The organism is Streptomyces rectiverticillatus (assembly GCF_013394065.1).
GTDB classification, from domain to species: domain Bacteria; phylum Actinomycetota; class Actinomycetes; order Streptomycetales; family Streptomycetaceae; genus Streptomyces; species Streptomyces rectiverticillatus.
Map to the genome: position 1 here is coordinate 767337 of NZ_CP040752.1, position 26342 is coordinate 793678.

Consider the following 26342-nt stretch of genomic DNA (forward strand, 5'->3'; position numbering starts at 1 on the left):
CCGGAGGTATGGAACATGCGTAAGTGGCTGCCGCTCGTGGCGGTGTGCCTGGGGACGTTCATGCTGCTCGTGGACGTGACCATCGTCGTCGTGGCGCTCCCCGACATGGCCGGGAGCCTGCACACCTCGTTCGCGGACCTGCAGTGGGTGATGGACGTCTACGCGCTCGCGCTGGCCGCACTGCTGCTGGGCGTCGGTTCCCTCGCCGACCGCACCGGCCACCGGCAGGTGTATGTGGCCGGCCTCGCCCTGTTCGCCCTCGCCTCGCTGGCCTGCGGCCTGGCGACCGGCCCGGAGGCACTGATCGTCTTCCGCGGCGTCCAGGGCGTCGGCGGCGCCGCGATGCTCGCGACGACGACGGCACTGATCAGCAGCATCTACCACGGCAGGGACCGGGGCGTGGCGTTCGGCGCCTGGGGCGCGGTCAGCGGAGCCGCCTCGGCGGCCGGGCCCGTCATGGGCGGTCTGCTGACCGAGCACCTGGACTGGCGCTGGATCTTCTTCGTGAACCTGCCCATCAGCGTGCTGGCCATCGCCATGACGCTGCGGTTCGTCGCCGCGGCGGCGCCCCGCCGGGGCCGCGGGGTGGACGTGCCCGGGCTGGCCGCCTTCACCGTGGCGGCGGGCGGCGCGACGTACGCGCTGATCAAGGGCAGCGACTACGGCTGGACCTCGGCCGCGACCCTGGGCGTCTTCGGGCTCGCCGCAGCCGCCCTGGTCGCGTTCCTGCTGATCGAGACGCGCCGCGAGCAGCCGCTGCTGGACCTGACGCTGTTCCGCCGGGCGTCCTTCTCCGGCCTCATGGCGGCCGCGGTCCTGCTGTCCGTCGCCGCGTTCTCCTACCTCGCCTACACCTCGCTGTGGCTGCAGTCCGTCCGTGGCATGGGGCCGGTCGCCGCAGGCCTGACCTGCCTGCCGATGAGTGCGGCCGCCTTCGTCGTCGCGTCGCTGGCCGGGCGCTTCCTGCACGACGTCTCGCCGCGCTGGACCGTCGGCGGCGGGCTGCTGCTGATCGGTGCGGGCGCCTTCCTCCAGGCGACCGTGGACGCGGGCTCGACGTGGACCGCCCTCGTACCGGGCCTCGCGGTGACCGGCATCGGCGTCGGCATCGCAACGCCCATGCTGGCGTCCGCGGCGATGGCCTCCGTGGCCCCGGAGCGCGCCGGGATGGCCAGCGGCGCCGTCAACACCGCGCGCCAGCTGGGGAACGCCCTGGGCATCGCCGTCCTCGGCGTGGTCTTCCACGCCGGGCTGGCGGGCGCGCTCCGCGACCACGGGGCCGGGGCCGTCGCCGACCCGTCCGCGACCGCCGATGCGCTGGCGGGGGGCCAGGCCGCAGCGGTCGTCGCCCAGGCCGGCCCCGCGCAGCGGGATCTGATCGGGCAGCTGGTGCACGAGGCCTTCGCGGCCGGCCTGCGGCAGACGTTCCTCGTCTCCGGGGTGCTGGGAGTCCTGGGCGGGCTGGTGGCGCTCGCCCTCGTCCGCCGGTCCGCGGGCCCGGCCCCGGCCCCCGCCGCGGCCCGGCCGCAGCAGGCGCAGGCGGCGCCGCCCGTCCCGGCGGCCCGCGGCTGATTCGGGCTCCTGCGGCGCCCCGGAACGGCCCGCTACGGTCGGGCATTCGGCACACGCAACCGGCGTACGGAGCACGTGGCTTCGTACGCCGGTGCGGCGCCGTGCAACGGTCCGATCGACGAAGGGACGACCATGGTCAAGCCCGGCACAGCGGCAGCGCTCGAAGCGCGGTACCAGAACTCGTTCGGCCGCGCGGCCGGATATCTGCCGCGCAACCGCAGGGCCGTGGACGCGTGGCTGACACAGTTCGTCGCCAGGGCGCGGCAGCGGACGGCGGGCCACGTCCCCGTCGTCCAGGAGCTGGCGGAGCTGCTCGAACGGGACAAGCCCCTCCGGGACCTCGTGAACCTGATGATCGAGCAGGCCCAGCAGCTCGACCCGGAGCATCAGCACAAGCACGTCAGGAACATCGAGGAGATGCTGAACTGCCTCGACGAGATCACGGTGACCGCGCCCGAGTACCGCCTGGACCCGAACGAGCGCGTCTTCTTCCCCCTGTCCGCCCTGTTCTGCTACATGATGGCGACGGACGCGGGCTGGGAGGCCTTCCGCAACGAGCCTTTCAACGACGCGCTCCGGAAGATCCTGACGGTGTGGTGCGGATTCCTGGACAGCCCGGAGAGCCGCTACGTCCTCAACGAGGGCCCCGACGGCTGGCTCTGCCAGGCCGCCTCCGAGCAGAACAAGCTGTATGAGTTCGTCATCCCCGACCCCGGTGCCCTCTACGGCGGCTTCGCCTCCTTCAACGCGTTCTTCCACCGGCACATCAAGCCGGAGTTCCGCCCCAACGGGGCCAAGGAGGACCCGAAGGCCGTCGTCTCGCCCAACGACGGGTCGGTGGTGCGGTACGTGTCGGACGTTCAGCTGGATGCCGACATCTTCGACGTCAAGGGCCAGCCGTACTCGCTCCGCCGGATGCTCAACGGCTATGCGGACACCGAGCGGTTCACCGGGGGCGACGTCTTCCAGTCCTTCCTCTCCGGCGCGGATTACCACCGCTGGCACGCCCCGGTCGACGGGGTCGTCAAGCACGTCGAGCTCGTCCCCGGCCTGATGTTCAGCGAGCTGAAGATGGAGAAGGTCGACGAGAGCGCCGGCACGCTCTCCCAGGGCTATCAGGCGAACGTCAACACCCGCGGCCTGGTGGTCATCGAGAGCACCACACCCGGTATCGGCCAGGTCTGCGTCATCCCGGTCGGCATCACCGAGATCTCCTCGGTGCGGTTCAGCGTCAGCGTGGGCGACGAGGTCACGAGGGGCGACGAGCTCGGCTACTTCAGCTACGGCGGGTCGAGCATGTGCCTGGTCTTCGAGCCGGGCAAGGTCGGCTTCACGGTGCCGGGCAACACGATCGAGCACGCCGACGACGGCGCCCCGGTCTTCGTCAACGGGCGGATCGCCACCGCGAAGTGAGCCTGAGCGGCGCCCCCGCCCCGCAGGCGGGGGCGCCGCCCGGCTCGGGCCCCGTACGCGACGAACCGGATCAGCTGACTAGCATGCGCATGCCACACCCCTGGGAGTTTTCCGCTCCTTCCCACCGACGAAAGCCCCGCATGCGCATCAAGCAGACCCTCGCCGCGGCCGCAGCGGCCCTCATCGCCCTCTCCGCGGTCACCGCGTGCGACGACAAGCCGGAACCCGGCCGGGCCGGTGGCGTCACGACGCCCGCGCGGCCGGGCGCCCCCGCCCCGCAGGCGGGACCGCCGTCGGCCGGTTCGACGGCCGACGCACAGAAGTACCTCCGTCAGTACACCTCCTGCGAGAACCTGGCGACGGGCGGCCCGGACGACGTGCGCCTGCGGTCGAGCAGCGTCAAGAGCGTCGGCGGGTCCGTGACCGGGCTCGGAGTCTGCAGCGACCTGCGCGAGAACGGCGCGACCGGCATCTTCCTGACGCCGGACATGAAGAAGTTCCAGGAGGCCTACCACAAGCAGGTCATGGACAAGATCGCCGCCGGCGAGCCGGAGTACGGCCTGTACAGCCGCGTCCTCGTCGGCAAGGACTTCGTGGCCGAGCCGACCTCGGCCACGACGGCCCGGGCGCTCGCGAAGTCCGGCATGCGCGTCCTGACCTGCAACCCGACGTTCGGCGTGCCGGAGGGCCACAAGAAGGAGAAGGCCCTCGTCGACCACTGCGTGCTGAGCGACTTCGTGCACACGGCGGACGGCGCGGGCGCCGGAAGTCCGGAACCCGGGGCCTCGCAGGACGGGCGGCAGAAGCCACCGGCGAACCCCGGCCTGCCGAGCGCCGGCAGCCTCTCCGAGCTGAGGAAGCTGATCGCGTCCAGCGTCGACTGCAAGCGCTTCTCCACGGATCCGGAGACCGTCGCCATCCGGTCCATCGACTACGAGCCCTTCATCGACGGCGACCCGGCCGGATGGGGCGTCGGCGAGCGCGGACTGTGCGGGCAGCCCGGGGGCGCACAGCGCGCCCACGGGCTGGTCTGGCTCGACAAGGTCGACGACATGGCCGCCCTGCAGTCGCGCGCCAAGGCCGTCCAGCTCAAGGAGATCCAGGAGAACGGCGGCCGGCCGAAGGCGACGAAGAGCGTGCTGCTCCTCGGCGGGAACGTCGCCATCGAGACCAACGACCCTTCCTCCCGGTTCGGGCTGTACCAGCAGCAGTTCTTCCGCCTGGAGTGCCGGCCGGGCTTCACCACCCCGCAGGGCTACCGCTCCGAGAAGGCGGTGGTGGACGGCTGCGTCCTGACCAACTACGAGCCCGACGGGATCAAGCCTTGAGGTAGGAGGCCACCTGGGACAGCAGCCCCTCGTCGGTCAGGAACCCCAGGTGCGTCACGCACGGGAGCAGGGTGTTGACCGCGCCGTCGAGCACGGTGCTCGTGAACGGGTTGATCACCCCGTCGCACGGCGAGTACCAGGTGCGGTAGTCGACGGCTCCGGGCGTCTCGTCGCCGGAGGCGAGTCTGCCGAGGAAGGCCGAGCCGGGCGTCATCTCCCGGCAGGAGGGGGAGACCACGGTGCAGAGCCCTGCGGTGTACGTGCCGTGGTTGCTCCCCGCCAGCGAGGCCATGTGCTTGATGTCCGCGGCGCCGCCCAGCTCCTTGGCGTACCAGAGGGAGACGAGGCCGCCCATGGAGTGGTTCACGATGTCGACCTGCTGCGCCCCGGTGTCCTTCTTCACCTTCGCGACGAAGCCGGCCAGCCCGCGGGCGCTCGCCTCGTTCGAGGCGAGGAAGTCGTAGGCGTACGAGAAGAGTTCACCGTCCTGGTAGCCCGCGCTGCGGAAGGCGGTGCGGGCCGAGTCCCAGATCACGGCGTCGCTGAGGTAGCCGTGGACGAACACGACGGGGGTGCGCGCGGGGGCGGCCTCGGCGGTGCCGGTGCCGGCGGGCGCGGTCGTCAGGAGGGCGGCCACGGCTGCCGTCAGGGCCAGGGCACGGCTGATCTTTCGCATACGGTCCTCCAGGGAGTGGTCTGCCGAGCGGCTGCGGAGAGCATGCGTCCGCATCGGGGGGCCACGCATCGGCGAAATCGCCTACCCGGTGGTTTTACTTGCGGGTAACTTGCTGGCAACGCACTCCTTTTCCGCCGCCCCCGGAACGACGAGGAGCAACCGTGCGCGACTCCCAGGCCGTACGTCCTCCTCGCTCCCGTCCCCGGCCGGCCGCCGGCAGAGCGGGCACCACGCGGCGCCTGCACGTACGGTGCTCGTCCGTCCTCCTGCGGGCCGCCGGGCGCACGGAGGAGGACGGCACGCGCGACCGGCTCCTCGTGGCGGCCGCGGACCACGCCCGGCTCGCCGGGCTCTCGCGGCGCGCCACGGTCCTGCGCACGCTGTCCGTCCGCCGGAAGGCCGCCTCCGCCGCCCGCGGGCAGCAGGAACTCGTCCGCGGCCTGCGCTCCTTGCGCACCGGCGAAGTGATCAACGCGCGCGAAGCCCTGCGCCTCGCCGCCACGCTGTTCCGGCACGCGAACCGCACGGACGAGGAGCTCGCCGCCCTCCTCCACTCCGCGGAGGCGAGCTGGACCGCGGGCGACCGGACCGGATACGCGGGGGCCGCCGAGCGCATCGGCGGCCACGCCGCGGCGCCCCCGGTGGTGCGCGACTACTACCGGGGCATCGCCGCGGCCCTGCGCGGCGAACACGCCCTGTCCGTCCCGCTGCTCCGCGCGGCGTCCGGCGGCGTGCCCGCGGCGGACGGCCGTACGCACACACTCGTCCACGCCTGCCGCGCCGCCCTCATGCTGGGCGAGGTCTCGCACGCCCGGGACCTCGCCACCCGCGCCCTGGCCCGGGCCGCAGCGCCGCAGCGGGCGACGCCGGAACTCCTCGGCCTCCTCGCGCTGGTGGAACTCGTCGCCGACAACTACGCCCGCGCCGCGTCCCACGCCGGGCGGGGCCTGGAGGCCGCCCTCGCCGCCGGCCGGAGCAACGCCGCGGCGCAGCTGCGCAGCACGCTCGCCATGACCGCGGCGATCCGCGGGGACGCCGCCGCCTGCCGCGACCACGCCCGGTGGGCGCTCGGCACGGCGCAGGCCCACGGCCTGATGGTCCCCGCGCTGATCGCGACGTGGAGCCTGGGATGGCTGGACCTCGCGCACCAGCAGCCGCGGGAGGCCGTCGAGCGGCTGCGCCCCCTCGTCCTGGGCGAGTCGGGAGTGCATCACTTCGCCTGGCGCCTGCGGGTCATCCCCTCCTTCGTGGAGGCCGTCGCCCTCGCCGTCGCCGAACTCCCGGCCCCGGCGCGCAAGCGCGCCTGCCGCCAGGCCCGGCTGATCCTGCGGACCCTGGAGGACTGGGCGGCGGTCAACGGCGACCAGCGGGCCCGGGCCGTGGCCCTGCACTGCCGGGCCGTGCTGTCCGCCACCGCGGACCCGGCCACGGCGGACCCCTGCTTCGACCGGGCGCTGGCGCTGGTGGAGCGGGTGGGCTCCGAGTTCTCCCAGGCCCGTACGAAGCTGGTGTTCGGCATGGCGCTGCGGCGCCTGCGCCGGCCGGCCGACGCCCGCGGGCACCTGCGCGGCGCCATGCTGCTGTTCGAGGCGTGCGGAGCCGACGTGTGGGCGGAGCGGGCCCGCGAGGAGATGCGGGCGGCGGGCCAGGCGGAGCCGGGCGGCGTCCCCCGCCCCCGCTGCCCGGCCGGCCTCACCCCCCAGCAGCTGCGGGTGGCGCGGCACGTGGCCGAAGGCCGCACCAACCGCGAGGTGGCCGCCCTCCTCGCGCTGAGCCACCGGACCGTCGACCACCACCTGCGCAACGTCTTCGCGGCGCTCGGGGTCCGCTCCCGGGTGGAACTGGTCCACGCGCTGGCCTCGTTCGGCGGCGGCCCGCCGTCCGCCGTGCGGAACGGGACGCCGTGACCTCCGGGTCGTGCCCGCTCAGCGCACCGGAAGGTGGCGAGCGAAGAACGAGAGCACGTGGCGGCGCACGGCCGGCACCGACTGCTCGGGACCGGCCGGGCCGGTCAGCGAGGCCCGGCCCGCCGCCGTCATCAGCCCGGCGGCCTGCAACTGGGGCGCCAGCGCGGCGTAGTCGGTGAACACCCCGTGCGCGGCGCCGTCGAGCTGCCGTCGGCGGGCGCGCCCTCCCGAGCGGGCGAGCACCGCCCGCCAGGAGGCCTCCAGCTCCTGCCTGCCGGGGAAGCCGTCCGTGCCCAGCAGGAGCAGCGGCCGGTCCGACCCGTGCCGGGCGACCGGATAGAGCTCCCCCGCCCGGCCGGGCGTCTCCGGCGCCCGGTCCAGGTAGCCCTCCAGGTTGACCGCGGCGCCGATGCGCCGGTCCTCGTACATCGTCTCCGCGGCCGTGGTGCCGCCTGCCGAGTGCCCGTAGACGCCGACCCGCCGCAGGTCCAGGGCACGGCCGAGGTGTTCCGGCAGGGCGCGCCCGGCCGCGTCCGGGTTCCGTCCGGCCGCCACTTCCGCCAGCCGGTCCAGGACGAAGCGGGTGTCCGCGATACGGGTGTCGATCAGGGTGCGGAAGAGCTCCGGGTGGTTCCTGGGGTCGTCGCGCAGCACCGTCGGGCGGACCGTCTCCCGTCCGGTCAGGGCGCACGGGAACTCCACCTCACCGGCATCGCCGGGATGGTCGACGGTCACCACCACGTAGCCGTGGCTCGCCAGTTCCTCGGCGAGCGCGGTGCCCATGGTGCGCGGATCGCCGCCGCCGGGGCTGTACAGCAGCACCGGCCGCCGGCGCGAGGCCTGTGCGGGGGCGCCCGTGTGCGAGTGGGTCATGGTGGCCGACCAGTCCGCACCGGCTTCCGGCAGCTCCGGGTGGACCCTGCGCCCGCCCAGCCCGAAGGACTCGGCGGCGCCTGCGCTCATCTGCCGGGCGACCGGGAAGCCGCGGACGGTGCGCGCCGGGTAGAAGACGGTGGCCATCGCCTCCCGGACGGGGATGCCCGGCTCCCACGGGTCGGGCCGCGAGCGGTCGACGAGGTACAGCGTGGTGACCCCGGTGCGGTACGGGCCCGTCGGCGCGGGCAGCCGCAGGGTGAGGCCGGCCGCGGCCCGCGCCTGCGCGACGGCCCCGCCGGTGCCGCCGATCCCGCCGATCCCGCCGGGGCCTCCCGGGAGCAGCAGGGCGGCGGCGGCCAGGACGGCCGACCTGGTGACGGCCCGACGGCTCACCCCGGCTTGTTCACGAACTCTGTGCTGACGCATGGCTCTCCCCTGGTGCCCACTGTGACGCCGGCCCTTGTGGCGCCCGGCGGCCCCCTGCGTGAATGGCAGGGGCACGCCTGCATGCTGGTGCCCGGCGGGGATCGCGGTCGATCGTTCAGGCCCTGCCCGAAACGATGGCGCTGCGGCGCCGGGGAGAGTAGTGATCCGGATCCATTTCACGGCCGCCGACTTCGCGCGGGTCCGGTTCGCGCCCCGCCCGGCTCCGCTGCAGGAGCTCAACGCGGCGTTCATGATGGTGTTCCGCCGCGACGACCAGCTGCTCTTCGGCCGCTGGCGGCAGCGGCTGCTGCGTTCCCTGCCGGCCTCCGCCGAGCCGCTGGGGGACCTCGTCCCCGCGGGAGCGGCGCCGGGCTTCCTCGACGTGTTCAGCGACACGCTGGAGGACGCGCTGGACAGTGTGCTCGCCGCGCGCCCGGAGCTGGTCCGCTCCGAGATCGAGCGCGTGTACGCCGGGCACGCCGCCCCCGTGCCGCCGTGGATCCGCGAGCTGCACCGGGGTGACGCCGGTGCCCGGCAGCTGATCCGCCACGCCCAGCACACGGCCTTCGAGACGGTCCTGCGACCCGTGTGGCCCCTGGTCCAGGACCTGCACCGGGCCGAGTTCACCCGGCACGCCCTGGCCGTGGCCGAGCACGGGACCGGCGCCGCGCTCGCCGGCCTCGTCCCCGGCGCCCGGCTGCGCGGGGACGTCTGGGAGATCGAGGCTCCCGGCGAGCGGGAGGTGCGGCTGCACGGGCGCGGCCTCCTGCTCCTGCCCACGTTCCACTGGAACGGCCCTCCTGTCCTCGCCGATCTGCCCGGCGGCCCCCTGGGCCTGACCTATCCGGCCGGTCCCGGCCTGCCCCTCGCGCCGGACGGAGCAGGGGGAACGGGCGGCGGTACGGCAGGCGCGGACGACGCCCTGGCCGGGGTGCTCGGGCGGACCCGGACCGACATCCTGCTCGCGCTCGCGCAGGAGCACACCACCAGCGGCCTGGCCCGGCGCGTGGGCGTCAGCAACGCCACCGCCTCCGCCCACGCGGCCGCATTGCGCGACGCGGGTCTGATCACGACGGTCCGGGCCGGACGGGCGGTGCTGCACCGGCGCACGGCGCTCGGAGGCCTGCTGGCGGGCCGGTTCTCCGGCTGAGCCGCGTGCACGGCCGGGTTGGTCCTACGGCTGAGGGGAACGCGCGTCGTAGCGCGCGAAGTTGCGCCACTGGGCCGCGATGAACGCGATCGCCGCCAGGCAGGCGAGGCCGCCGCCGACGACGGCCCAGGAGGGTGAGGCGAGGTCCGCGGCGGACCCCGCGAGGAAGTCGCCCAGCCGGGGCCCGCCCGCGACCACGACGATGAAGACGCCTTGGAGGCGGCCGCGCATGTCGTCCGGGGTGGCCGCCTGGAGCATGGTGGTGCGGAAGACCGCCGATATGCTGTCGGCGCATCCGGCCAGGGCGAGGAAGAGCAGGCCGAGCCAGAGGTTGCGGGTCAGGCCGAAGACGGTGACGGCCGTTCCCCAGCCGGCGACGGAGAGCAGCACGGCGAGTCCGTGCCGGTGTATCCGGCCGAGCCAGCCGGAGAACAGCCCGCCCAGCACCGCTCCCACGGCGGGCGCGGCGACCAGCAGGCCGACCGTCTTCGTGTCACCGCCGTACCAGAGTCCCGCTATGGCCGGGAAGAGCGCTCGGGGCTGGGCCAGCACCATGGCGGCCAGGTCGGCCAGGAACGTGATGCGCAGGTTGGGGCGGGTGACGAGGAAGCGCAGGCCGCCCCGTACGGAGGCGCGCCCCTGCGGCCGCCGGTCCGCAGAAGCACCGGGCGCCCCGGCCGCACCGGCCGCACCGCCCGCCCCCGTGACCCCCGCCGGCTCGGGACGCATCGACGGCAGGCGCCACATCGCGTACAGGGAGGCGGAGAACGCGGCCACGTCGATCAGGTAGGCGGCCTGGAAGCCCCAGAGTCCGACGACGGCGCCGCCGAGCATGGGGCCGCCCATGAGGCCGAGGTTGGTCGTCAGGGAGGACAGGGCGTTGGCGGCGGGGAGCTGTTCCCGGGGCAGGAGCTTGGGGATCATCGAGCTGCGGGCCGGGGTGCTCATCGCGAAGCAGACAGACTGCAGGGCGACGACCGTGTACAGGAGCCACACCTGCCGGAGTCCGAGCAGCGCAGCGCCAGCCAGGACGACGGACAGCAGCGCCGCGCCGGACGCGCTGACCAGGCCGAGGGCCCGCCGGTCGACGGTGTCGGCGACGGCTCCGCCGTACAGGCCCGCGACGATCAGCGGGACCAGGGAGCACAGGCCGACCAGGCCCACCGAGAACGTGGAGCCGGTGATCGCGTAGACCTGCAGGGAGACCGCGAGCGCGGTCATCTGCTGGCCCATCCAGGACACGGTGTTCCCGCACCACAGCCGGCGGAAGTCCGCGGAGCGGCGCAGGGGTGTGACGTCGGCGAAGAAGCGCACGGGGAGGTCTCCAAGGGGTACGGGGGTGTCGGGGCGGCCCGCGGCATCGCCGCCGGCGGGCTGCGGGCGGCGGCGGACGTCACGGCCGTACGTACGCAGGCGTCACGGCCCGGAGTCTGGCGGCCGGTGCTTGAGGAGACGTCGAGCCCGGCCTGTGCCGGTGTCAGGCCTGGCCGGAGGGCTTGGCGCGGACGTGCATGCGCTCGCCCTGGGGTCCGAACAGGCTGAGGACCTCCACCGGCGCGTCCCCGGTGCTGCCGAACCAGTGCGGCACCCGGGTGTCGAACTCGGCGGCCTCGCCCACCTGGAGGACGATGTCGTGCTCGGCGAGGACCAGCCGCAGCCTGCCGCCGAGCACGTACAGCCACTCGTAGCCCTCGTGCGTGCGGAGGTCGGGGCGGCTGCGTGAGGTGCCCATGACCATCTTGAACGCCTGCAGCCCGCCCGGCTGCTGGGTCAGCGGCACCACCGTGGAGTCCCCGCGCCGGACGGGCTTCAGCCGCACGCGCGGATCGCCTACGGGCGGCGCGCCGACCAGCTCGTCGAGGGGGACCTGGTGGGCGTGCGCGATGGGCAGCAGCAGCTCCAGGCTCGGCTTGCGCTGCCCGGACTCCAGCCGGGACAGCGTGCTGACCGAGATGCCGGTCGCCTCCGACAGGGCGGCCAGGGTGCACTGACGCTGCCGGCGGATGTTCTTGAGACGGGGGCCGACGGCGGCGAGCACTTCTTCCATGCCCCTATTGCAGAAACAGCAACAAGGTTTGTCAAGGATCGCCATCCGGCCGCACAGTCTGCGCCAGAGGGAAGAGCCGGCCGACGGAGCCGGCCGACGAGCCGAGGGAGCACATCCGGTGAACGACTTCGACTGGGCGGCACTGGCCGACATGCTGGAGCTCGAGGGCGAGGCGCACGGCCCCTACGTACAGCAGGCCGTCGAGGAGCTGCGGCAGCTGACCGGCGGCGCACCGCGGCGGATCCTCGACATCGGCAGCGGCCCGGGGGTGGCGGCCTGCCGCCTGGCGCAGGCGTTCCCGCAGGCCGAGGTCGTCGCCGTGGACGGTTCGCCGGAGCTGCTGGCCCGCGCCGAGAAGCGGGCCGGCCGGCTCGGGGTCCGGCTGGGGACCAGGGCGGCCGGGTTCCCCGAGGGGATCGACGGCCTGGGGTCGGCGGATCTGGTGTGGACGGCACAGGTGGTGCACCACGTCGGCGACCAGCAGGACGCCCTCGGCCGGCTCGCCGGGCTGCTCGCCCCCGGGGGTGTGCTGGCCGTCGTCGAGGGTGAGATGCGGGCCCGTTCGCTGCCGCGCGACCTCGGCTTCGGGCGGCCCGGCCTGCAGGCCCGGCTGGACGTGGCCATGGCGGAACGGTTCAGCCGGATGCGGGACGAACTGCCCGGATCCGTCGCCGTGGTCGAGGACTGGCCCGGCATGCTGCGGGCCGCGGGGCTCGCGCAGGTGCGCAGCAAGACCTTCCTCGTGGACCGCCCCGCACCGCTCGACGAGCGGACGCGGCAGTCGGTGCGGCAGTCCCTGGAGCGGCAGCGCAGGATGTGCACCGAGCTCCTGGACGCCGGGGACGCGGCGACGCTCGACCGGCTGCTCGACCCGGCCGACCCGGCGGGGATCGACCGGCGTGCGGACCTGTTCCTGCTGACCGCGAAGACGGTGCACTTCGGCCTGCGCCCGGAGGACGGCAACTGAGGGAGCATTGCCGATCGCCCGACATTCAACTTAGGGTTACCTAAGTTGAATGTCGGGCGATCGGGCCGCCCCCGCGCCACCGGCCCCGGCATGCCGCACGATCGTTGACGGGTGCCGGAAGGCGCCATGACGGGAGGGCCGCAATGACCACGACGGGAAACGACGACGGGCAGGCACCGGCGGGCTGGCAGGAGCGCAACACCGTGGCGCAGCTGGTCTTCGGCCAGATGGCCACGCAGACGCTGGGCGCCGCCGTCCGGCTGGGCGTCTTCGAACGCATAGGCGGCGGCGAGTGCACGGCCGACGGGCTGGCCGCCGCGCTCGGCACCCACCCGCAGGCCACGCACCGGCTGCTGCGGGCACTGGCCGGCCTGCAGCTGCTCACCGAGAAGGCGCCCGGCACCTTCGCCACCACGGCGGCCGGCGACCTGCTGCGCCCGGACGTCCCCGGTGCGATGACCGCCGTGGCCCGGATGTTCACCGACCCCTCGCTGCAGCGCGGCTGGGAGCTGCTGGACGAAGGCGTCCGGACGGGGGCGACGACCTTCGACACCGCCTTCGGCACGGACTTCTTCAGCTACCTGCGGGAGCGGCCCGAGCTGTCCGCCCAGTTCAACACAGCCATGAGCCAGGCCACGCAGCTCGCCGCCGGGGCCGTCCCCGGGCACTACGACTTCGGCCGCTTCGGCACCGTGGTGGACGTGGGCGGCGGAGACGGGACCCTGCTCTCCGCGGTCCTCCGCGCGCACCCCCGGCCGCGCGGCATCCTCTACGACACCCCCGAGGGCCTCGCCCAGGCACCCGCGCGGCTCGCGCGCGACGGCCTCACCGACCGGGTCTCCCTGGAGACCGGCGACTTCTTCGCCTCGGCCCCTCCCGGCGGGGACCTCTACCTGCTCAAAAGCGTGATCCACGACTGGAACGACGAGCAGTGCACGACCATTCTGCGCCACATCCGCAAGGTCGTCCCGGACGGCGGCGCCCTCCTGATCGTCGAGCCGGTCCTGCCTCCCACCGTGCCCGCCGGGAACACCGACCTGACCTACCTCAGCGACCTCAACATGCTGGTCACGGTGGGCGGCCGGGAACGCACCGCCGAGGACTTCGCCGCCCTGTGCGCCCGGGGAGGCTTCCGCCTGGACTCCATCACGCCCTTGCCGCGCCCGAACGCCTTCCACCTCATCGAGGCGGTCCCGGCCTGACCCCTCCCCCGCACCGGGGCCCGTCACGTCGTGCGCTCGTGCTCCGCGAGGAAGTCCAGGACGAGCGGGCCCGCCGTGGCGCGGAACTCCTCGAAATAGGCGTGCCGCGCCCCGGGGATCAGGTGCAGCCGGGCACCCGGGATGCGGTCCGCGAGGAGGTGCGCATTCACCGTGGGATTGAGGAGGTCGTCGCTGCCGTGCACCACCAGGGTGGGCGCGGTGACGCCGGGCAGCGCGTCCCACGCGTCGTGCCGGTTGCTGGCGGCCAGGTGCCGGCGCCGGGCGTGGGCCGGTATGGCGGGGTCGCCGAGCGTGGGCGAAGGGCCCGGGTGGGCCGCGAGCCAGGCCGGGGTGTACATCAGTTCGCGCAGGGCCCGCACGGCCGCGGGCCCCGGCCGGGCCAGCGACCTGCGCACGTCGTCGCTGCGCTCGACGGCGTGCGGGCCGCCCGGTGACGTACAGCCGAGCACCAGCGCGCGGACCCGCTCCGGGTGACGGACGGCCAGCAGCTGGGCGACCCGCCCGCCCATGGACGTGCCGTACACGTGGGCCCGGTCGGCACCGAGGTCGTCCAGCACCGCGATCACGTCCCGCGCGAACCCCTCGATGCTGTACGGCTCGTCGGGTTTGCCGCTCTCCCCCGTGCCCCGGTAGTCGAGGGTGACGGTGCGGTGGGCGGCGTGGAAGTCGTCCCGGACGCCGTCCCACCAGTGGTGGCTGCAGGCCTGGCCCGACAGCAGGACCAGAAGGGAGCCCTCGCCCCCGGCCCGGTAGGCGATGCGGACCCCGCCCGCGCTCACGGCGTACGGCACAGCGCACGTCCCTTCACTCCCGGCCCGGCCCGGCATGTCCGAACCGGTGGCCTCCTCCCTGACATCCTCCTCGTGACGCCCGGTCACCCGGCCCTTCCGTGACCCGGATCACGAGAACGCACGGCACGGGGGTACAGCACGGACCGCGGCAGAAGTCCGCTTCCGCCCTTGCCTCTCTCCCGTCCGGCCGGGAGGATCTCCTGGCCCTTCCGGACCTTCCGGACCTTCCCGACCAGGAGGCACCATGTCCGCTCCCGCTTCGCCGCCCCGGCTGCGCGTGATGTCGTTCAACCTGCGGTACGCCTCCGAGACCGGTCCCCACCCCTGGTCGGAGCGGCGCCCGGTGATGCGGCGGCTGCTGCGGGACGCAAGGCCCCACGTGCTGGGGACCCAGGAGGGCCTGTACCGGCAACTGCGCGACGTCGCCGAGGATCTCGGCCCCCGCTACGCGTGGATCGGGCTGGGCCGGCACGGCGGGAGCCGCGACGAGTTCGGTGCGGTCGTCTACGACACGCTCCGGCTGGCGCCCGAGGAGTTCGACCACTTCTGGCTGTCCGACACGCCCGCCCTGATCGGCTCGGCCACCTGGGGGAACACCATCGTCCGCATGGCGACGGCGGTCCGGTTCACCGACCGGCGCACCGGCGGCGGCTTCCACGTCCTCAACACCCACCTCGACCACCTCCACCAGTACGCGCGGGAGCGCAGCGCGGCCCTGATCGGCGAGCGGCTGCGGGCCCTCGACCCGGCCCTCCCCCGGATCGTCACCGGCGACTTCAACGTCCCCGCCCACGGCAACCCGGTCTACGACGCGCTGCTCGGCGACGGGTCCCTGGCCGACACCTGGGACACCGCCGCCGAGCGCGGCCCGCAGTACGCGACGTTCCACGGCTACCGGCCCCTGGTCCCGGACGGGGACCGCATCGACTGGATCCTGGCCTCGCCGTCGGTGCGCACCGTCCGGGCCGGCATCAACACCTACTCCGAGGACGGCCGCTTCCCGAGCGACCACCTCCCGGTGCAGGCCCTCGTCGAGCTCTGAGCCGCGGCACGCCGCCCGGAGGAAACAGGCCACCCTCCATGCGCGCGCGGAACGGTAGCAGCGCGCGGGGGACGGGAACGGGGGTTTGTCAGAGGGAGCGAAGGCTTGTCCGCCGTGTTCTCCGCGGGGTTAGCGTCCGTGGGCGTTCCGGGCAGACGAGCGAGTGAAGAAGGTGCCATGCGATCCATGCGACCCGTGCGTTCCTTGCGGTCCGTACGTTCCTTGCGGTCCGTCGGCTCCCTGCAGGCGCGCCGGCCCGTGTCGTGGCGGACCCTCGGCACCGGGCTCGTCGTCTTCTCGCTGGCCGCGACCCTGCTGGCGCTGCTGGTGCCGGTGTACCTCTTCGGCAGCGCCGGGCCGGCGGCGGCCGGCGCCCGCACCGCGTGGACCGACGACGGGGAAGGGACCCGGCAGACACCGTCCGGGCCGCTGACGGCGCTGGACCGGGACTTCGTCCGGCGGGTGCGGATGGCCGGGCTCTGGGAGAAGCCCGCGGGGAAGCTCGCCCAGGAGCGCGGGACGACGGATGCGGTGCGGATGGCCGGGGACCATCTGGTCGACGGCCACACCGAGCTCGATCAGCGTTCCATCGACACGGCCCGCTCGCTGGGCGTGAGCCTGCCGGAGCGCCCGGGCGCCGATCAGCAGGGGTGGCTGGACCAGTTGCAGGACTCCCGCGGCGCCACGTTCGACCGGGTGTTCGCCAATCTCGTGCGCGCCGCCCACGGCAAGGTCTTCGGCCTGGTGGCCCTCGTGCGCGACCGCACCGGCAACGCGACCGTGCGGGCCCTGGCGACCCGCGCCAACACCGTCGTCCTCGACCACATCACCGTCCTCGAGAACACCGGACTCGTCGACTTCCCCCACACAGGCGACAACGAAAAGAAGTGACCCCACATGATGCGACAGGCCCATAAACGCTCGAAGTTGCGGACCCGGGCGGTGGTGGCGGCCGCGGCGCTGCTGCTCGGCGGAGGCGGTACGGCGATCGTGGCCGACTACGCCTCGGCCGGCGCCTCCCGGGACGCCGCGGGCCGTGACGGCGGCAGCTCCTCCCGGGATGCGCGGACGCAGGCCGCCGCCGCGGCGACGACCCTCTCCTGCCCCGACGTCGGCGACCGGCTGCAGGACGTGCCCGCGCCGGCCCGCGCCGAGGTCTCCAAGGGGCTGTCCCAGCTCGACGCCCAGGTGGCCCAGGCCTACGGGCGGATGACGGAGTCGGAGCCCGAGGCCGTCCTCGGTGATCTGCAGCGCAAGCGCACGGAGACCATCGGCCGGATCGCCGGCTCCCTCCGCGCGGCGGGCGCGGCGGACACGGCCGGCACCTCGCCGGGCGAGCTCACCGGCCTCAGCGGCTGCCGGACCAGCAAGGTCAGCACGGCCGCGGCCGACGACTCCTCCCGTTCCCTGAGCTCCCGGCTCGGCAGCGGGGGCATGCCGGGCGGCCCGTCCCGCGCCGACTTCGCCGACATCAGGAACGCCCCGGCCGCGAAAGGCACGCCCGCCGCCGCCCGCGGAGGGTCGACCGGCACGTTCACCACCGTGTGCGGTCGCAATGAGAACGGCCACTTCAACCCCGACAATGTCATCGTGACACCGGGGGTGCGCAACGGCGCCCACCATATGCACGATTACGTGGGCAATAAATCCACCGACGCCTTTTCCACCGATGCGAGCCTCGCCGCGGCGGGGACCACCTGCACCAACGGGGACAAGTCGACGCACTACTGGCCGGTGCTGCGCGTCCTGGACGGAAAAGCCGCTCCGGACGCCCGGGCACCGGGTGGCGGGCACGACGGGAACATGGGAACCATCCTGCGGCCCGCGTCCGTGACCCTGCAGTTCCGGGGCAGCCCGGTGACGAAGGTGACCGCGATGCCGCGATTCCTGCGCATCATCACCGGCGACGCCAAAGCGCTCACCAACGGCACGGCCAACGCGAATGCCTCGTGGAGTTGTGCGGGCTTCGAGAACCGGCAGCTGAAGGACAAATACCCGGTCTGCCCGAACGGCGCGGACGTCGTACGCACCTTCGCCTTCCAGAACTGCTGGGACGGGCGCGGCACGGACAGCGCCAACCACCGCACCCACGTGGCGTTCGCCCGTGCGGACGGCTCGTGCCCGCGCGGCTTCCGCGCCATCCCGCAGCTGGTGCAGCGGATCACCTACGACGTTCCGGCGGGCGTCCCGTTCGCCGTGGACAGCTTCCCCGAGCAGCTGCACAAGCCCGTCACCGACCACGGCGACTTCATCAACGTGATGCCTGACTCCCTGATGGCCAGGGCGGCGAACTGCATCAACACCGGCCGCACCTGCTGAGGAGCCCTCGCCCCAACCCTCCTGTCCCTCCTGCTCCTCCCACCGACCCCCGGCGCCGGGTGCGCCTCCCCCCACTGCCACCCGGAGCCGGGAAGGCGGCGGCCCCGAACTGCCGGATTCGGGGCCGCCGCGCCATGTCCGGGCCCGGCGGAGCGCGCAGGGCTCACAGGCCGTTGACCCGGGCCCGCCCTGCGGAACCCAGCGGCTGCACGGCCGCGCCCACCGCCCGTGCGGTGCCGTGGGCCCGCGAGCGCAGCAGCCGGGCCCGGGCCAGCAGCCGCCGGCTGCGCAGCGCGAGCTCCAGTTCGAAGCGGCTGTGCGGCTCGCGCATCGCGGGCCCGAAGAGCTTCTCGATCTGGCGCAGGCGGTAGCGCACGGTCTGCGGGTGCACCTTGAGCGTGCGGGCCGCCTCCGGTGCCCCGCCGCTCTCCAGCCAGGCCAGCAGCGTCACTTCCAGGCGCTCGCTCTGCCGCGGGGTGAGGTCGTCCAGGGGCCGCAGCCACCGTACGGACAGGGCCCGGGCCAGGGATTCGTCCTGCAGCACGATCAGGTCGGAGAGGTGGTCGTCGACGAACGTGACGCGCCCGCCCGGGCCGTTCACCGTTCCCGCGAGGCCCATCAGCCGCCGCGCCCAGCGCAGCGACGCCGCGGCTTCGGCGACCGGCACGGAGTGGCCCACGGCGGCCGGCCGGCCGCCCAGCGCCGCCTCCAGGGCGGCGTCCAGCGCGGGCCGGGCCCGCGGCCCCGGGTCGGGGATCAGCAGGCACAGGTCGGCCTCGACCGTGCCCGGCAGCCCCTGGCCGAGCGCCGCGGCCAGCTGGGACGTCAGCTGCGGGGACGGCTGCGGTACGAGGTGGGGCGCGGGCGACGGCACGTCGCCGGGGGCGGCGAGGACGACGGCCCGCACCCGGCGGGGCAGCGGCCAGCCGGCCTGGCCCGCGAGCTCGGCCAGCACGTCGGAGGGGATGCAGCGGTCGTCGGCGAGTGCGGCGAAGAGGGCCTGGCGCGCCCGGGTGCCGGGCATGGCGGTGACGACGCGGGCGGGTTTTCGCCTCGGCTGCGGTATGCGCCCCGCGGCGGCCTCGGGCCCCAGCCCCAGCGTCAGCAGCAGCGCCTGCTCGACGGCGGTCCGCGTCGCTTCCGGGCCGATGCGCTGTGCGACCGCCGAGAACGCCGGTGTGCTGCGCTGGAGTTCCTCGGCCAGCCGGGCGGCGACCGCGGGGAGTTCCCTTCTCACGGCCCGGGTCCACTCACCGCGCGGCCGCGACCAGATGCGGTTCAGGATTTCGCACATCGTCTTACCTCCGGACTTCCGTTCCGGGCGCGAGGGCCGGGAAACCGGAGAATGCGGGCCGGGCCCCTCTCGCCTGAGTGGGCATCATCAGCAGTCGGCGGCCGTCAGGGGGACAGCCGTACGGGAATTTGTCACAGCGCGATAAACCTTATGAAGATCCTGCGGAGATGGACGATGCTTCTGCACATTCGGCCGCCGGGCTTCCCGTGGCCGACCGGTCACACCGTGTGAATTCAACAAGGGCCCTCCCGGCGGATATCGCCGAAGCGAGGGATTTCCGGATTTCTCAGGAACACGGGCGGTCGCCGGAAGCACCGGAGACCGCCCGGCGGAGACCCGTATGCACATGTCGCGAATGCAAACTCTTCCTCGACCCCGGGCCACGAGGGCGCGGGCCCGGCCGCAGCTGCGGCCCTCGGCCCGCCCCGCCCTTCCGGCGGCGATCCTGCTCCTCCTCGCCGTCGCCGCCCGGGCCAAAGTGGCCGAACGGACGCAGGAGTTCCTCGACTTCGGCGCGGGGGTCCTCGCGCTCGTCTCGCTCACCTCCACCGTGCTGTGGGGGCTGGCCGCAACCGACCGGCGGCTGCTGGGCTCGGCCCACCGACTCCTCGCCCAGGGCGTGCACCGCGGGCTGGCCGTGGCCGGGCTCGGCTTTCTCGCCCTGCACATCTGGGTGAAGGTTGCCGAGGACCGTACCAGTACCGCGGCCGCGGCCGTTCCGTTCACCGACAACACACAGCCACTGCTCATCGGCCTGGGCACGATGGCGGGTTACCTGTTCGTCGCCGTCGCGGTCACCGGGGCGTTCCGCAGCGCGTTCAGCAGCGTCGGCAGCTCGCGCCAGTGGCGGGCCCTGCACATGGCGGCCTACCCGGCCTGGGGCGCGGCCCTGGTGCACGGGCTGCACGCGGGCCGTCCCGCGGCCGGCTGGGCCACCGCGGCGTACGCGCTGTGCCTGGCGGGAGTGGCGGGCGCCCTGGCCCTGCGCCTGCGCTCGCGGCTGCACGAGGAACGCGCGGGCCGCGGGGGCCGGGGAGGCACGCCGTGAACCGGACCGTGCCCGTACTGGCCACCGTCGGGCCGCCGAGGCTCCTGGCGGGCCTGGACGAGACGGCGTGGATGGACCGGGACGCCCACTTGGCCGTGCACGGCCCCGTCCCCGGCCTGGACACCGGCGAACTCGCCGGGCTCGCCGAGGAGATCGGCCTGCGCGGCCGGGGCGGCGCGGGCTTCCTCTTCGCCCGCAAGCTGCGCGCGGTCGCCGCGTCCCTGCACCGCAAGGGCTCTTCCGCCGCCGTCGTCGTCAACGGCAGCGAGGGCGAACCGGGCTGCCTCAAGGACACCGCCCTGCTGCTCTACGCCCCGCACCTGGTCCTCGACGGCGCCGTGCTCGCGGCGAAGGCGCTCGGCGCCCGGCGCGTGGCCGTCGGCGTGACCCGCCCCGACGTCGAGCGGTCGGTGAACCGCGCCATCGCCGAGCGCGACGCCTCCGAGCCGCGGGCGGACGTGACCCTGCTGCCCGAACGCTTCGTCACCGGCGAGAGCTCCGCGCTCGTCCGCGGCATCGACGGCGGCCCCGCGCTGCCGTCCGGCCGCAGGATCCGCACCAGCGAGAGCGGGCTCGGCGGCTCCCCCACTCTGCTCTCCAACACCGAGACCTTCGCCCAGCTCGCCGCCGCGGCACGGCTCGGGGCCGCGGGCTACGGCGCGTGCGGGCTGCCCACCGAGCCCGGCACCGTGATGCTGACCGTCGCCGGCACCCACGTCGTCGAGACCCCGACCGGCGTGCCCCTGACGTACATCCTCGACCTGTGCCGGACCGCGCCGGGCCAGGGCGTCCTGGTCGGCGGCTACCACGGCGGCTGGCTGCCGGCGCAGGCCGCACGCTCGGCCACCGTCTCGCGCGACTCGCTCGCCGCGGCCGGCGGTGTCCTCGGCGCCGGAGCCGTACTGCCGCTGCCGGAGACGACGTGCCCCGTGGGCGAAGTGGTCCGCACGGCCCGGTGGCTGGCGGCCCAGTCGGCCGGCCAGTGCGGGCCCTGCGCCCTCGGCCTGCCCTCCCTCACGGACGCCCTGGCCGACGCGGCGGACGGCGGTGGGCAGCGCGCCCTGGACGCGGCCCGCGCACGGATGGCCGCGGTGGAGCGGCGCGGCGCCTGCGCCCACCCCGACGGCACCGCCCGGTTCGTGGCGTCCGCGCTCACCGTGTTCACCGACGAGTTCGCCGCCCACGCCCTCGGCCACGGCTGCGCCCGCCCGACGCTGGGCGCCCTGCCGCTGCCCGAGGGGCCTGCCGTGCACACGTCCGTGTCACCGGCCCGTGCCGACGGCTCCGCCCGGCCGCCCGCCGAGCAGCTGCTCGTGGACTGGACGCTGTGCCGGGGGCACGGGTTGTGCGCGGACCTGCTGCCCGGGCTGCTGCGGCTCGGCACGGACGGCTACCCCGAGCGGGCCGTGATGCCCCTCCCGGCACGGATGCGCGGCCGGGCCCTGCGGGCGGTACGGCGCTGCCCGGCCCTCGCCCTGCGCATCGCGGCCGCCGGGTGAGCGCTTTCTATCACCGCGTGACAAACCTCCGGTCCCGTTGAGCGGACGAAGGACCGGCTCCGTATCCCCCCAGCAACGGCGGTTCACCGCCGGAACACGAGCAAAGGACGGTTCATGAACAAGCTGCGTCACGCCTCTCTCGCAGGAGCGGCGATCACGGTCATGATGCTCACGGCGGCCTGCGGCGGCGGTGACTCGTCCACGAAGGACGACTACGGCAAGGCCCCCGCCGGGAGCTCCTCCAAGATCGGCGAGGGGTACGGGGCCGGCGGCGGCTACGGCTCCGGCGACTCCTCGCAAACGCAGGCGAAGAACGCCCCGGCCAAGGAGATGACGGTGCGTGAGGCCCCGGGGATCGGCTCCGTCGTCGCCGACAGCGCGGGCATGACCCTCTACCGCTTCGACAAGGACACGGCGCAGCCGCCCGCCTCCACGTGCGACGGCGACTGCGCGAAGGCCTGGCCTCCCGTGCCCGCCGGCGACGCGACCGCCGCGTCCGGGATCGGGGCGACGGTCGGGGAGGTCAAGCGCGCCGACGGCACCAAGCAGCTCACGCTCGCGGGCTGGCCCGTCTACCGCTACGCCAAGGACACGGCGCCCGGCGACACCAAGGGCCAGGGCGTGGGCGGCACGTGGAGCGCGTTCGCCCCGGACGGCAAGAAGGCGGGCGCGAAGCCCGCCGCCGCGGGCGTGTCCGTCGCCGACAACCCCGCTCTCGGCAAGATTCTCGTGGACGGCCAGGGCCGGACCCTGTACCGGTTCGCCAAGGACAGCGCCTGGCCGATGAAGTTCGCGTGCACCGGCACGTGCCTGGAGACGTGGAAGCCCGCCGAGCCCGTCGAGAAGAGCGCGGTGCGCGGCGTGCCGGAGAAGCTGATCACCACCGTCACCCGCCCGGACGGCACCGAGCAGCTGGCGGTCGACTGCTGGCCGGTCTACTGGTTCACGGGCGACAAGAAACCCGGCGACACGGCGGGGCAGGGCAAGCAGGGCCTGTGGTTCGCCGTGAACGACCAGGGCAAGAAGGTCACTTCGGCCCCTGCGGCCTGACACGGGGGCAGGCCGGCCCCGGGCCGGCCTGTCGGCGGGGTGGCGCCGGGCGCTGCTGACCGGGCGCCCGCGCCCGCCGGGCGGAGGCGCTCAGCGCAGTTTCGAGCGGCTGCCGCCCGGCCGGGTGGCGGCCCGGCCGCGGCGCCGCGCCGGCTCGGGGCCGGGCTCCGGCTCCTTCGCCGTCCACTGTGCGGCCTGCGCCCAGGCCAGTTTCGCGTAGAGGTCCCGGTGCACCGGGGGGATCGCCGCGGCGGCCCGGCGGCAGCCGGCCGCGCCGCAGTGGAAGGGGGAGGCGGTCGTGCCCAGGTGCGGATACGCCATGGCCTTGGGCGGCATGTAGACGCACCCGCAGATCACGCAGGTGAAGACGGGACGCATGGGCTCGGATGGCACGAGGACCTCTTCCGTGTGCGGTTGTGCGACGGTGCGGCTGTGCGACGGTGCGGCGACTGTCCGGCTGAGCGCTATCCCGAGGTGCTGCCGGTGCCGCCGCAGAAGGTGCAGGACGAATGGCGGGTGTGCGTGACCGGTTGCTGACGGCCGCTCTCGTCGGTCTCGACGCTGTGCTCGATCTTGGTGGTGATGCCGTCGCCGTTGCAGGCTCCGCACCTGTGTTCCTGCTGTCCCGGCACCGCCGCCACCCCCTCGGTCACCCCGAGGATAGCGAGGTGACACCCGGCTCCACAGGGCCGGGCGTCACCCCTGCGTATCAGTGCCACAGCCACGGGCCGAGGAACTCGGCCGCGGCGGGCAGGGTGCCGCTCAGGAGGGCGCCGGCGATCTGGATCCGGTGGGCGCGGGCGAAGCGGCGTACGCCGCCGTGCTGCCGCGGCGTAGGGAACCGGCGTCGCCGGGGCCGGCGCGGGCGGGGGATGCGTGGTCGGGGCATGGTGATCCTTCGGTCCGGGGTCGGCATGGCGGTGCCCTGCGGCCCGCACGGGTCCGCAGGGCACGGGCGGCGGCGTTCAGCAGCGGTGGCAGAGGAGTTCGTCGCGTTCGGCCGGGGAGGCGTCGTCCAGGTAACCCTCGGGGATGGGCACCTGTCCGTGCCCCGAGCCGGTGTTGACCTCGCGGATGTGTTCGCTGACGGCCGTCGGCCACGAGGCGGTGGCGGGAGCCCCGGCGTCGGGCCTCTCCCAGTCCTCCTCGCACAGGAATCCGCCGGCGTTCAGCTCGCGGTAGCAGTGGACGGCCTCACCGGGCCGGTCGCGCAGCAGCCCCTCCAGGAAGAGGCAGTAGGCGCTGGTGGAGTCGTCGGCGCCGGCGGCGTACCGCCACCAGAACCGCGCCCCCGCCTCACAGCCGTTGAGGTAGAGCAGGCAGCCCAGGCCGCGGGCGCCCACGGGGTCGGTCGGGCGCTCGGCCTCCGCGAACTCCACCAGCCGATCGGCCGCACCGGGCGCCTGGGCGACCTGGCTGCACAGCTCCTTCAGATCGCGGCGCAGGCGTCGCTTGAGCTTCCACAGCGAGGCGAGGGCCTCGTCGTCGACGGACTGCAGGAGCAGGTCGGCCAGTTCCGGGGAGGTGGGAACCAGCCAGTCGTGGGCCGGGCTGCGGGCGGCGAGGGCGCGGCGCCGCTCCACCTGCTCGATCCGGGCCCGCAGCAGGCGGTCGTCCTCGGCGCGCTGCTCGCTGCTGTAAGCGGGGGTGCGGATCTGCGTCCCGCGCAGGATGTCGTCGATCATCCGTGGTGGCCTTTCTCGTGAGCGGGCGGCTCGTCGGCGGACGCGTCGAGGATCGCGGCCAGGGCACTGCGGCCGGCGGCCAGGTGGGAGCGGACGGTGGAGGCGGCAAGGCCCGTGATGTCGGCGATCTCCTCGGGGGTGTAGCCGAGGAAGTAGTGCAGGGAGATACAGCGGTTCTGCCGCTCGGAGAGCCGGGCCACGGCCCGGTGCACCTCCATGCGCGCGGTGATCTGGTCGACCTCCTCGCTGGGGATGCCGGCGATGGGCTTGACCGTGGGCTCGAAGGCGAGGCCGACCGGAACACAAGGACGGCGGTCGCGTTTTCGTAGTATGTCGGCCACGACATCACGGAGGATCTTGAAGGCGAAGGCGTCGGTGCTGGCGCTGGCCAGCGCGTCGTCCCAGTGCAGGTACAGCTTGAAGAAGGCCTCGTTCGCCGCCTCACGGGCGTCCTCCATCGAATACAGCTTGACGTAGGACCAGTTCACATAGGCGCCCCGTTTGCGCAGGACGAAGGACTCGTACACCACCGAGTGCTGATCCTTGGCGGCCGTGCCCAGCACGGCGTGCCGGGCGCTCACGCCGGTCCCCGCACGTGGTGCTGTTCTGTGCGCCGTGCGAGGGTCGCCCCCCTGCGGCGTCCGGGCGGCCTCGTGCCGTCGAACATCACGTTTCCCTAGTCTCTTTTCCGAAGCGGTCCAGGCCTGTTGCCCCCCGAGAACCCGGGAGAGCATCACGCGCTCTCACTTCTGATGCCGTCCCGGAGGCCCCGTGCGTCCAGTCCGTCGCATAAAAACCTTGACGTAACGTAACTTCGCCCGTGCGAACGGTGTTCGGACCGTCATGCGGTGCGGGCGGCGGCGCCCCGGGCCAGCTGGCGCAGGGCGCCGAGCGCGGCGGGCGGGAAGGACTCGTGGTCGAGGGCTTCCTCGGCCTGCTCGCAGCGGGACCGGATGAGCCGTTCGACCGTGGCGTGGGCGCCGGTCTCGGCGAAGACGGCACGGATCCGGTCGGCGCCCCTCTCGTCCAGGTCCGGGTTGCCCAGCAGGGCGTGCAGGGCCCGCCGCTGGGCCCGGTCGGCGCGTTCCAGGGCCAGGGCGACGAGCGTGGTGTGCTTGCCGTCGCGCAGGTCGTCCAGCCGGGGCTTGCCGGTGACGGCCGGGTCGCCGTAGACGCCGAGGAGGTCGTCGCGGAGCTGGAAGGCGTCGCCGAGCGGCAGGGCGTACTCGCTCAGCCGCGCGCGGAAGGCCGGGCCCGCACCGGCCATGGCGGCGCCGATGTGGAGCGGGCGTTCGACCGTGTACTTGGAGGTCTTGCAGCGGACGATGGCCAGCGCGTGCGCGGTGCTCGCGGTGGGGCGGCCGGTGGCCAGCAGGTCGAGGCACTGGCCGTACATCACTTCGGTGCGCATCGTGTCGACGACCCGCAGGACGTCGGCGAGGCGGCCGGCGCGCAGTCCGGCGGTGTGCAGGAGTTCGTCGGACCAGACGAGGGCGACGTCGCCGATCAGGAGGGCGGCGTTGCTGCCGAGCCGGTCGGCGGCGGCCTCGCTGCGGCCGGCCCGGTGGCGGTCGGCGAAGGCGCGGTGCACGGTGGGCCGTCCGCGGCGGGTGGCGGAGTCGTCCATGAGGTCGTCGTGGACGAGGGCGAAGGCGTGGAACATCTCCAGCGAGGCCGCCACCCGCAGCGTCGGGGCGGGGGTGCCGTGGCCGCCGGCGGCGTGCCAGCCGATGACGCACAGCAGGGGACGCAGCCGTTTGCCGCCCGAGAAGAGGAAGTCGCCGAGGAATTCGGTGACCACGGCCGGGTGGCCGTCCGCGGCGGCGGCGCGGGCCTTGCGTTCCAGGAATGCGGACAGGACGACGTCGACCTGACTGCGGACCGCGGGCAGGTCGAGCGACGCGGTCGCGATATCCAGGGTCGACATGAGGCGGTCCCCTCCGCTGTCGCGTCCCAGCGCAAAGGTACAACTGGTAGGACCCCGTTCATCAGGGCGTTCAGGAGTGCACGGAGGGCTCCGGAGCGCGGA

The 26342-nt window shown here is 74.0% G+C and carries 25 protein-coding genes; 13 read left to right on the top strand and 12 right to left on the bottom strand.

What is annotated here, in order from left to right; genetic code table 11:
- Positions 1-15 precede the first annotated feature (15 nt).
- The 3 genes from FGW37_RS02970 (at position 16) to FGW37_RS02980 (ending at position 4313) form a co-directional block, all read left to right on the top strand.
- The gene (locus FGW37_RS02970) at positions 16-1572 is read left to right on the top strand and encodes an MFS transporter (protein WP_179079616.1); all 1557 of its coding nucleotides are present in this window, start codon (positions 16-18) and stop codon (positions 1570-1572) included.
- Positions 1573-1647: 75 nt separating this feature from the next.
- Positions 1648-2985: a phosphatidylserine decarboxylase family protein gene (locus FGW37_RS02975; RefSeq protein WP_218650566.1), complete on the top strand. Its 1338-nt coding sequence runs from the start codon at positions 1648-1650 to the stop codon at positions 2983-2985.
- Between the two features lie 140 nt (positions 2986-3125).
- The gene (locus FGW37_RS02980) at positions 3126-4313 is read left to right on the top strand and encodes a hypothetical protein (protein WP_179079617.1); all 1188 of its coding nucleotides are present in this window, start codon (positions 3126-3128) and stop codon (positions 4311-4313) included.
- Here FGW37_RS02980 and FGW37_RS02985 read toward each other — a convergent pair.
- Positions 4303-4989: an esterase/lipase family protein gene (locus tag FGW37_RS02985; protein ID WP_179079618.1), complete on the bottom strand. Its 687-nt coding sequence runs from the start codon at positions 4987-4989 to the stop codon at positions 4303-4305. The genes FGW37_RS02980 and FGW37_RS02985 overlap by 11 nt on opposite strands.
- A 161-nt stretch (positions 4990-5150) precedes the next feature.
- Here FGW37_RS02985 and FGW37_RS02990 point away from each other — a divergent pair, with 161 nt between their 5' ends.
- Positions 5151-6896: a helix-turn-helix transcriptional regulator gene (locus tag FGW37_RS02990; protein WP_179079619.1), complete on the top strand. Its 1746-nt coding sequence runs from the start codon at positions 5151-5153 to the stop codon at positions 6894-6896.
- An 18-nt stretch (positions 6897-6914) separates the two neighbouring features.
- Here the strand turns inward: FGW37_RS02990 and FGW37_RS02995 are convergent, their stop codons facing one another.
- The gene (locus FGW37_RS02995; protein ID WP_246430236.1) at positions 6915-8165 is read right to left on the bottom strand and encodes an alpha/beta hydrolase family protein; all 1251 of its coding nucleotides are present in this window, start codon (positions 8163-8165) and stop codon (positions 6915-6917) included.
- 193 nt (positions 8166-8358) lie between these two features.
- Here FGW37_RS02995 and FGW37_RS03000 point away from each other — a divergent pair, with 193 nt between their 5' ends.
- The gene (locus tag FGW37_RS03000; RefSeq protein ID WP_179079621.1) at positions 8359-9348 is read left to right on the top strand and encodes a winged helix-turn-helix domain-containing protein; all 990 of its coding nucleotides are present in this window, start codon (positions 8359-8361) and stop codon (positions 9346-9348) included.
- A 24-nt stretch (positions 9349-9372) separates the two neighbouring features.
- Here FGW37_RS03000 and FGW37_RS03005 read toward each other — a convergent pair whose 3' ends face one another.
- Positions 9373-10662 carry an MFS transporter gene (locus FGW37_RS03005; protein WP_246430237.1) on the bottom strand — a complete coding sequence of 430 codons (1290 nt, stop codon included), beginning with the start codon at positions 10660-10662 and terminating at the stop codon, positions 9373-9375.
- A 163-nt stretch (positions 10663-10825) separates the two neighbouring features.
- Positions 10826-11395 (bottom strand): helix-turn-helix domain-containing protein, encoded by a 570-nt coding sequence (locus tag FGW37_RS03010; protein ID WP_179079622.1) that lies wholly within the window; start codon positions 11393-11395, stop codon positions 10826-10828.
- Between the two features lie 118 nt (positions 11396-11513).
- On the opposite strand from FGW37_RS03010, the gene FGW37_RS03015 reads away from it, so the two are divergent.
- Positions 11514-12362 (top strand): class I SAM-dependent methyltransferase, encoded by an 849-nt coding sequence (locus FGW37_RS03015; RefSeq protein WP_179079623.1) that lies wholly within the window; start codon positions 11514-11516, stop codon positions 12360-12362.
- A 143-nt stretch (positions 12363-12505) separates the two neighbouring features.
- A complete protein-coding gene (locus FGW37_RS03020; RefSeq protein WP_179079624.1) occupies positions 12506-13564 on the top strand; it encodes a methyltransferase in 1059 nt (352 codons plus the stop codon).
- Between the two features lie 23 nt (positions 13565-13587).
- Here the strand turns inward: FGW37_RS03020 and FGW37_RS03025 are convergent, their stop codons facing one another.
- On the bottom strand, positions 13588-14376 hold the full coding sequence (locus tag FGW37_RS03025) for an alpha/beta fold hydrolase (RefSeq protein WP_246430238.1): 789 nt from the start codon (positions 14374-14376) through the stop codon (positions 13588-13590).
- Positions 14377-14620: 244 nt separating this feature from the next.
- Here FGW37_RS03025 and FGW37_RS03030 point away from each other — a divergent pair, with 244 nt between their 5' ends.
- The 3 genes from FGW37_RS03030 to FGW37_RS03040 all read left to right on the top strand — a co-directional run bounded on the left by FGW37_RS03030 (position 14621) and on the right by FGW37_RS03040 (position 17737).
- The gene (locus FGW37_RS03030) at positions 14621-15418 is read left to right on the top strand and encodes an endonuclease/exonuclease/phosphatase family protein (RefSeq protein WP_179079625.1); all 798 of its coding nucleotides are present in this window, start codon (positions 14621-14623) and stop codon (positions 15416-15418) included.
- Between the two features lie 186 nt (positions 15419-15604).
- Positions 15605-16309 carry a DUF4142 domain-containing protein gene (locus FGW37_RS03035; protein ID WP_179079626.1) on the top strand — a complete coding sequence of 235 codons (705 nt, stop codon included), beginning with the start codon at positions 15605-15607 and terminating at the stop codon, positions 16307-16309.
- Between the two features lie 6 nt (positions 16310-16315).
- Entirely contained in the window at positions 16316-17737 is a 1422-nt protein-coding gene (locus tag FGW37_RS03040) for a DUF1996 domain-containing protein (protein ID WP_179079627.1), read from the top strand.
- Positions 17738-17900: 163 nt separating this feature from the next.
- Here FGW37_RS03040 and FGW37_RS03045 read toward each other — a convergent pair whose 3' ends face one another.
- Entirely contained in the window at positions 17901-19031 is a 1131-nt protein-coding gene (locus FGW37_RS03045; RefSeq protein WP_179079628.1) for a PucR family transcriptional regulator, read from the bottom strand.
- Between the two features lie 346 nt (positions 19032-19377).
- On the opposite strand from FGW37_RS03045, the gene FGW37_RS03050 reads away from it, so the two are divergent.
- From FGW37_RS03050 to FGW37_RS03060, 3 genes are all read left to right on the top strand, one after another.
- Positions 19378-20079: a hypothetical protein gene (locus FGW37_RS03050; RefSeq protein WP_246430239.1), complete on the top strand. Its 702-nt coding sequence runs from the start codon at positions 19378-19380 to the stop codon at positions 20077-20079.
- Positions 20076-21578, top strand: a complete 1503-nt coding sequence (locus tag FGW37_RS03055) for an NADH-ubiquinone oxidoreductase-F iron-sulfur binding region domain-containing protein (protein ID WP_246430240.1) — start codon at positions 20076-20078, stop codon at positions 21576-21578. Before FGW37_RS03050 ends, FGW37_RS03055 begins: the two co-directional genes overlap by 4 nt.
- 114 nt (positions 21579-21692) lie before the next feature.
- Positions 21693-22628: an SCO0930 family lipoprotein gene (locus FGW37_RS03060; RefSeq protein ID WP_179079629.1), complete on the top strand. Its 936-nt coding sequence runs from the start codon at positions 21693-21695 to the stop codon at positions 22626-22628.
- A gap of 90 nt (positions 22629-22718) precedes the next feature.
- Here FGW37_RS03060 and FGW37_RS03065 read toward each other — a convergent pair whose 3' ends face one another.
- The 6 genes from FGW37_RS03065 to FGW37_RS03090 all read right to left on the bottom strand — a co-directional run bounded on the left by FGW37_RS03065 (position 22719) and on the right by FGW37_RS03090 (position 26240).
- Entirely contained in the window at positions 22719-23021 is a 303-nt protein-coding gene (locus tag FGW37_RS03065; RefSeq protein ID WP_179079630.1) for a hypothetical protein, read from the bottom strand.
- Between the two features lie 71 nt (positions 23022-23092).
- The gene (locus FGW37_RS03070; RefSeq protein WP_179079631.1) at positions 23093-23281 is read right to left on the bottom strand and encodes a hypothetical protein; all 189 of its coding nucleotides are present in this window, start codon (positions 23279-23281) and stop codon (positions 23093-23095) included.
- A gap of 56 nt (positions 23282-23337) precedes the next feature.
- A complete protein-coding gene (locus FGW37_RS03075; protein ID WP_179079632.1) occupies positions 23338-23517 on the bottom strand; it encodes a hypothetical protein in 180 nt (59 codons plus the stop codon).
- Between the two features lie 76 nt (positions 23518-23593).
- Positions 23594-24313, bottom strand: coding sequence for a hypothetical protein (locus tag FGW37_RS03080; protein WP_179079633.1), 720 nt, complete (start codon positions 24311-24313; stop codon positions 23594-23596).
- A complete protein-coding gene (locus FGW37_RS03085) occupies positions 24310-24894 on the bottom strand; it encodes an RNA polymerase sigma factor (RefSeq protein ID WP_179079634.1) in 585 nt (194 codons plus the stop codon). Before FGW37_RS03085 ends, FGW37_RS03080 begins: the two co-directional genes overlap by 4 nt.
- A 260-nt stretch (positions 24895-25154) precedes the next feature.
- Complete coding sequence (locus FGW37_RS03090) at positions 25155-26240, bottom strand: polyprenyl synthetase family protein (protein WP_179079635.1); 1086 nt, start codon at positions 26238-26240, stop codon at positions 25155-25157.
- Positions 26241-26342: the final 102 nt, after the last annotated feature.

Excerpts from the sequence above, each read along its gene's own strand:
- FGW37_RS02970 (WP_179079616.1), top strand. The coding sequence starts at position 16 with ATGCGTAAGTGGCTGCCGCTCGTGGCGGTGTGCCTGGGGACGTTCATG.
- FGW37_RS02980 (WP_179079617.1), top strand. The coding sequence starts at position 3,126 with ATGCGCATCAAGCAGACCCTCGCCGCGGCCGCAGCGGCCCTCATCGCC.
- FGW37_RS02985 (WP_179079618.1), bottom strand. The coding sequence starts at position 4,989 with ATGCGAAAGATCAGCCGTGCCCTGGCCCTGACGGCAGCCGTGGCCGCC.
- FGW37_RS03010 (WP_179079622.1), bottom strand. The coding sequence starts at position 11,395 with ATGGAAGAAGTGCTCGCCGCCGTCGGCCCCCGTCTCAAGAACATCCGC.
- FGW37_RS03020 (WP_179079624.1), top strand. The coding sequence starts at position 12,506 with ATGACCACGACGGGAAACGACGACGGGCAGGCACCGGCGGGCTGGCAG.
- FGW37_RS03030 (WP_179079625.1), top strand. The coding sequence starts at position 14,621 with ATGTCCGCTCCCGCTTCGCCGCCCCGGCTGCGCGTGATGTCGTTCAAC.
- FGW37_RS03035 (WP_179079626.1), top strand. The coding sequence starts at position 15,605 with ATGCGACCCGTGCGTTCCTTGCGGTCCGTACGTTCCTTGCGGTCCGTC.
- FGW37_RS03040 (WP_179079627.1), top strand. The coding sequence starts at position 16,316 with ATGATGCGACAGGCCCATAAACGCTCGAAGTTGCGGACCCGGGCGGTG.
- FGW37_RS03045 (WP_179079628.1), bottom strand. The coding sequence starts at position 19,031 with ATGTGCGAAATCCTGAACCGCATCTGGTCGCGGCCGCGCGGTGAGTGG.
- FGW37_RS03050 (WP_246430239.1), top strand. The coding sequence starts at position 19,378 with ATGTCGCGAATGCAAACTCTTCCTCGACCCCGGGCCACGAGGGCGCGG.
- FGW37_RS03060 (WP_179079629.1), top strand. The coding sequence starts at position 21,693 with ATGAACAAGCTGCGTCACGCCTCTCTCGCAGGAGCGGCGATCACGGTC.
- FGW37_RS03075 (WP_179079632.1), bottom strand. The coding sequence starts at position 23,517 with ATGCCCCGACCACGCATCCCCCGCCCGCGCCGGCCCCGGCGACGCCGG.
- FGW37_RS03080 (WP_179079633.1), bottom strand. The coding sequence starts at position 24,313 with ATGATCGACGACATCCTGCGCGGGACGCAGATCCGCACCCCCGCTTAC.
- FGW37_RS03090 (WP_179079635.1), bottom strand. The coding sequence starts at position 26,240 with ATGTCGACCCTGGATATCGCGACCGCGTCGCTCGACCTGCCCGCGGTC.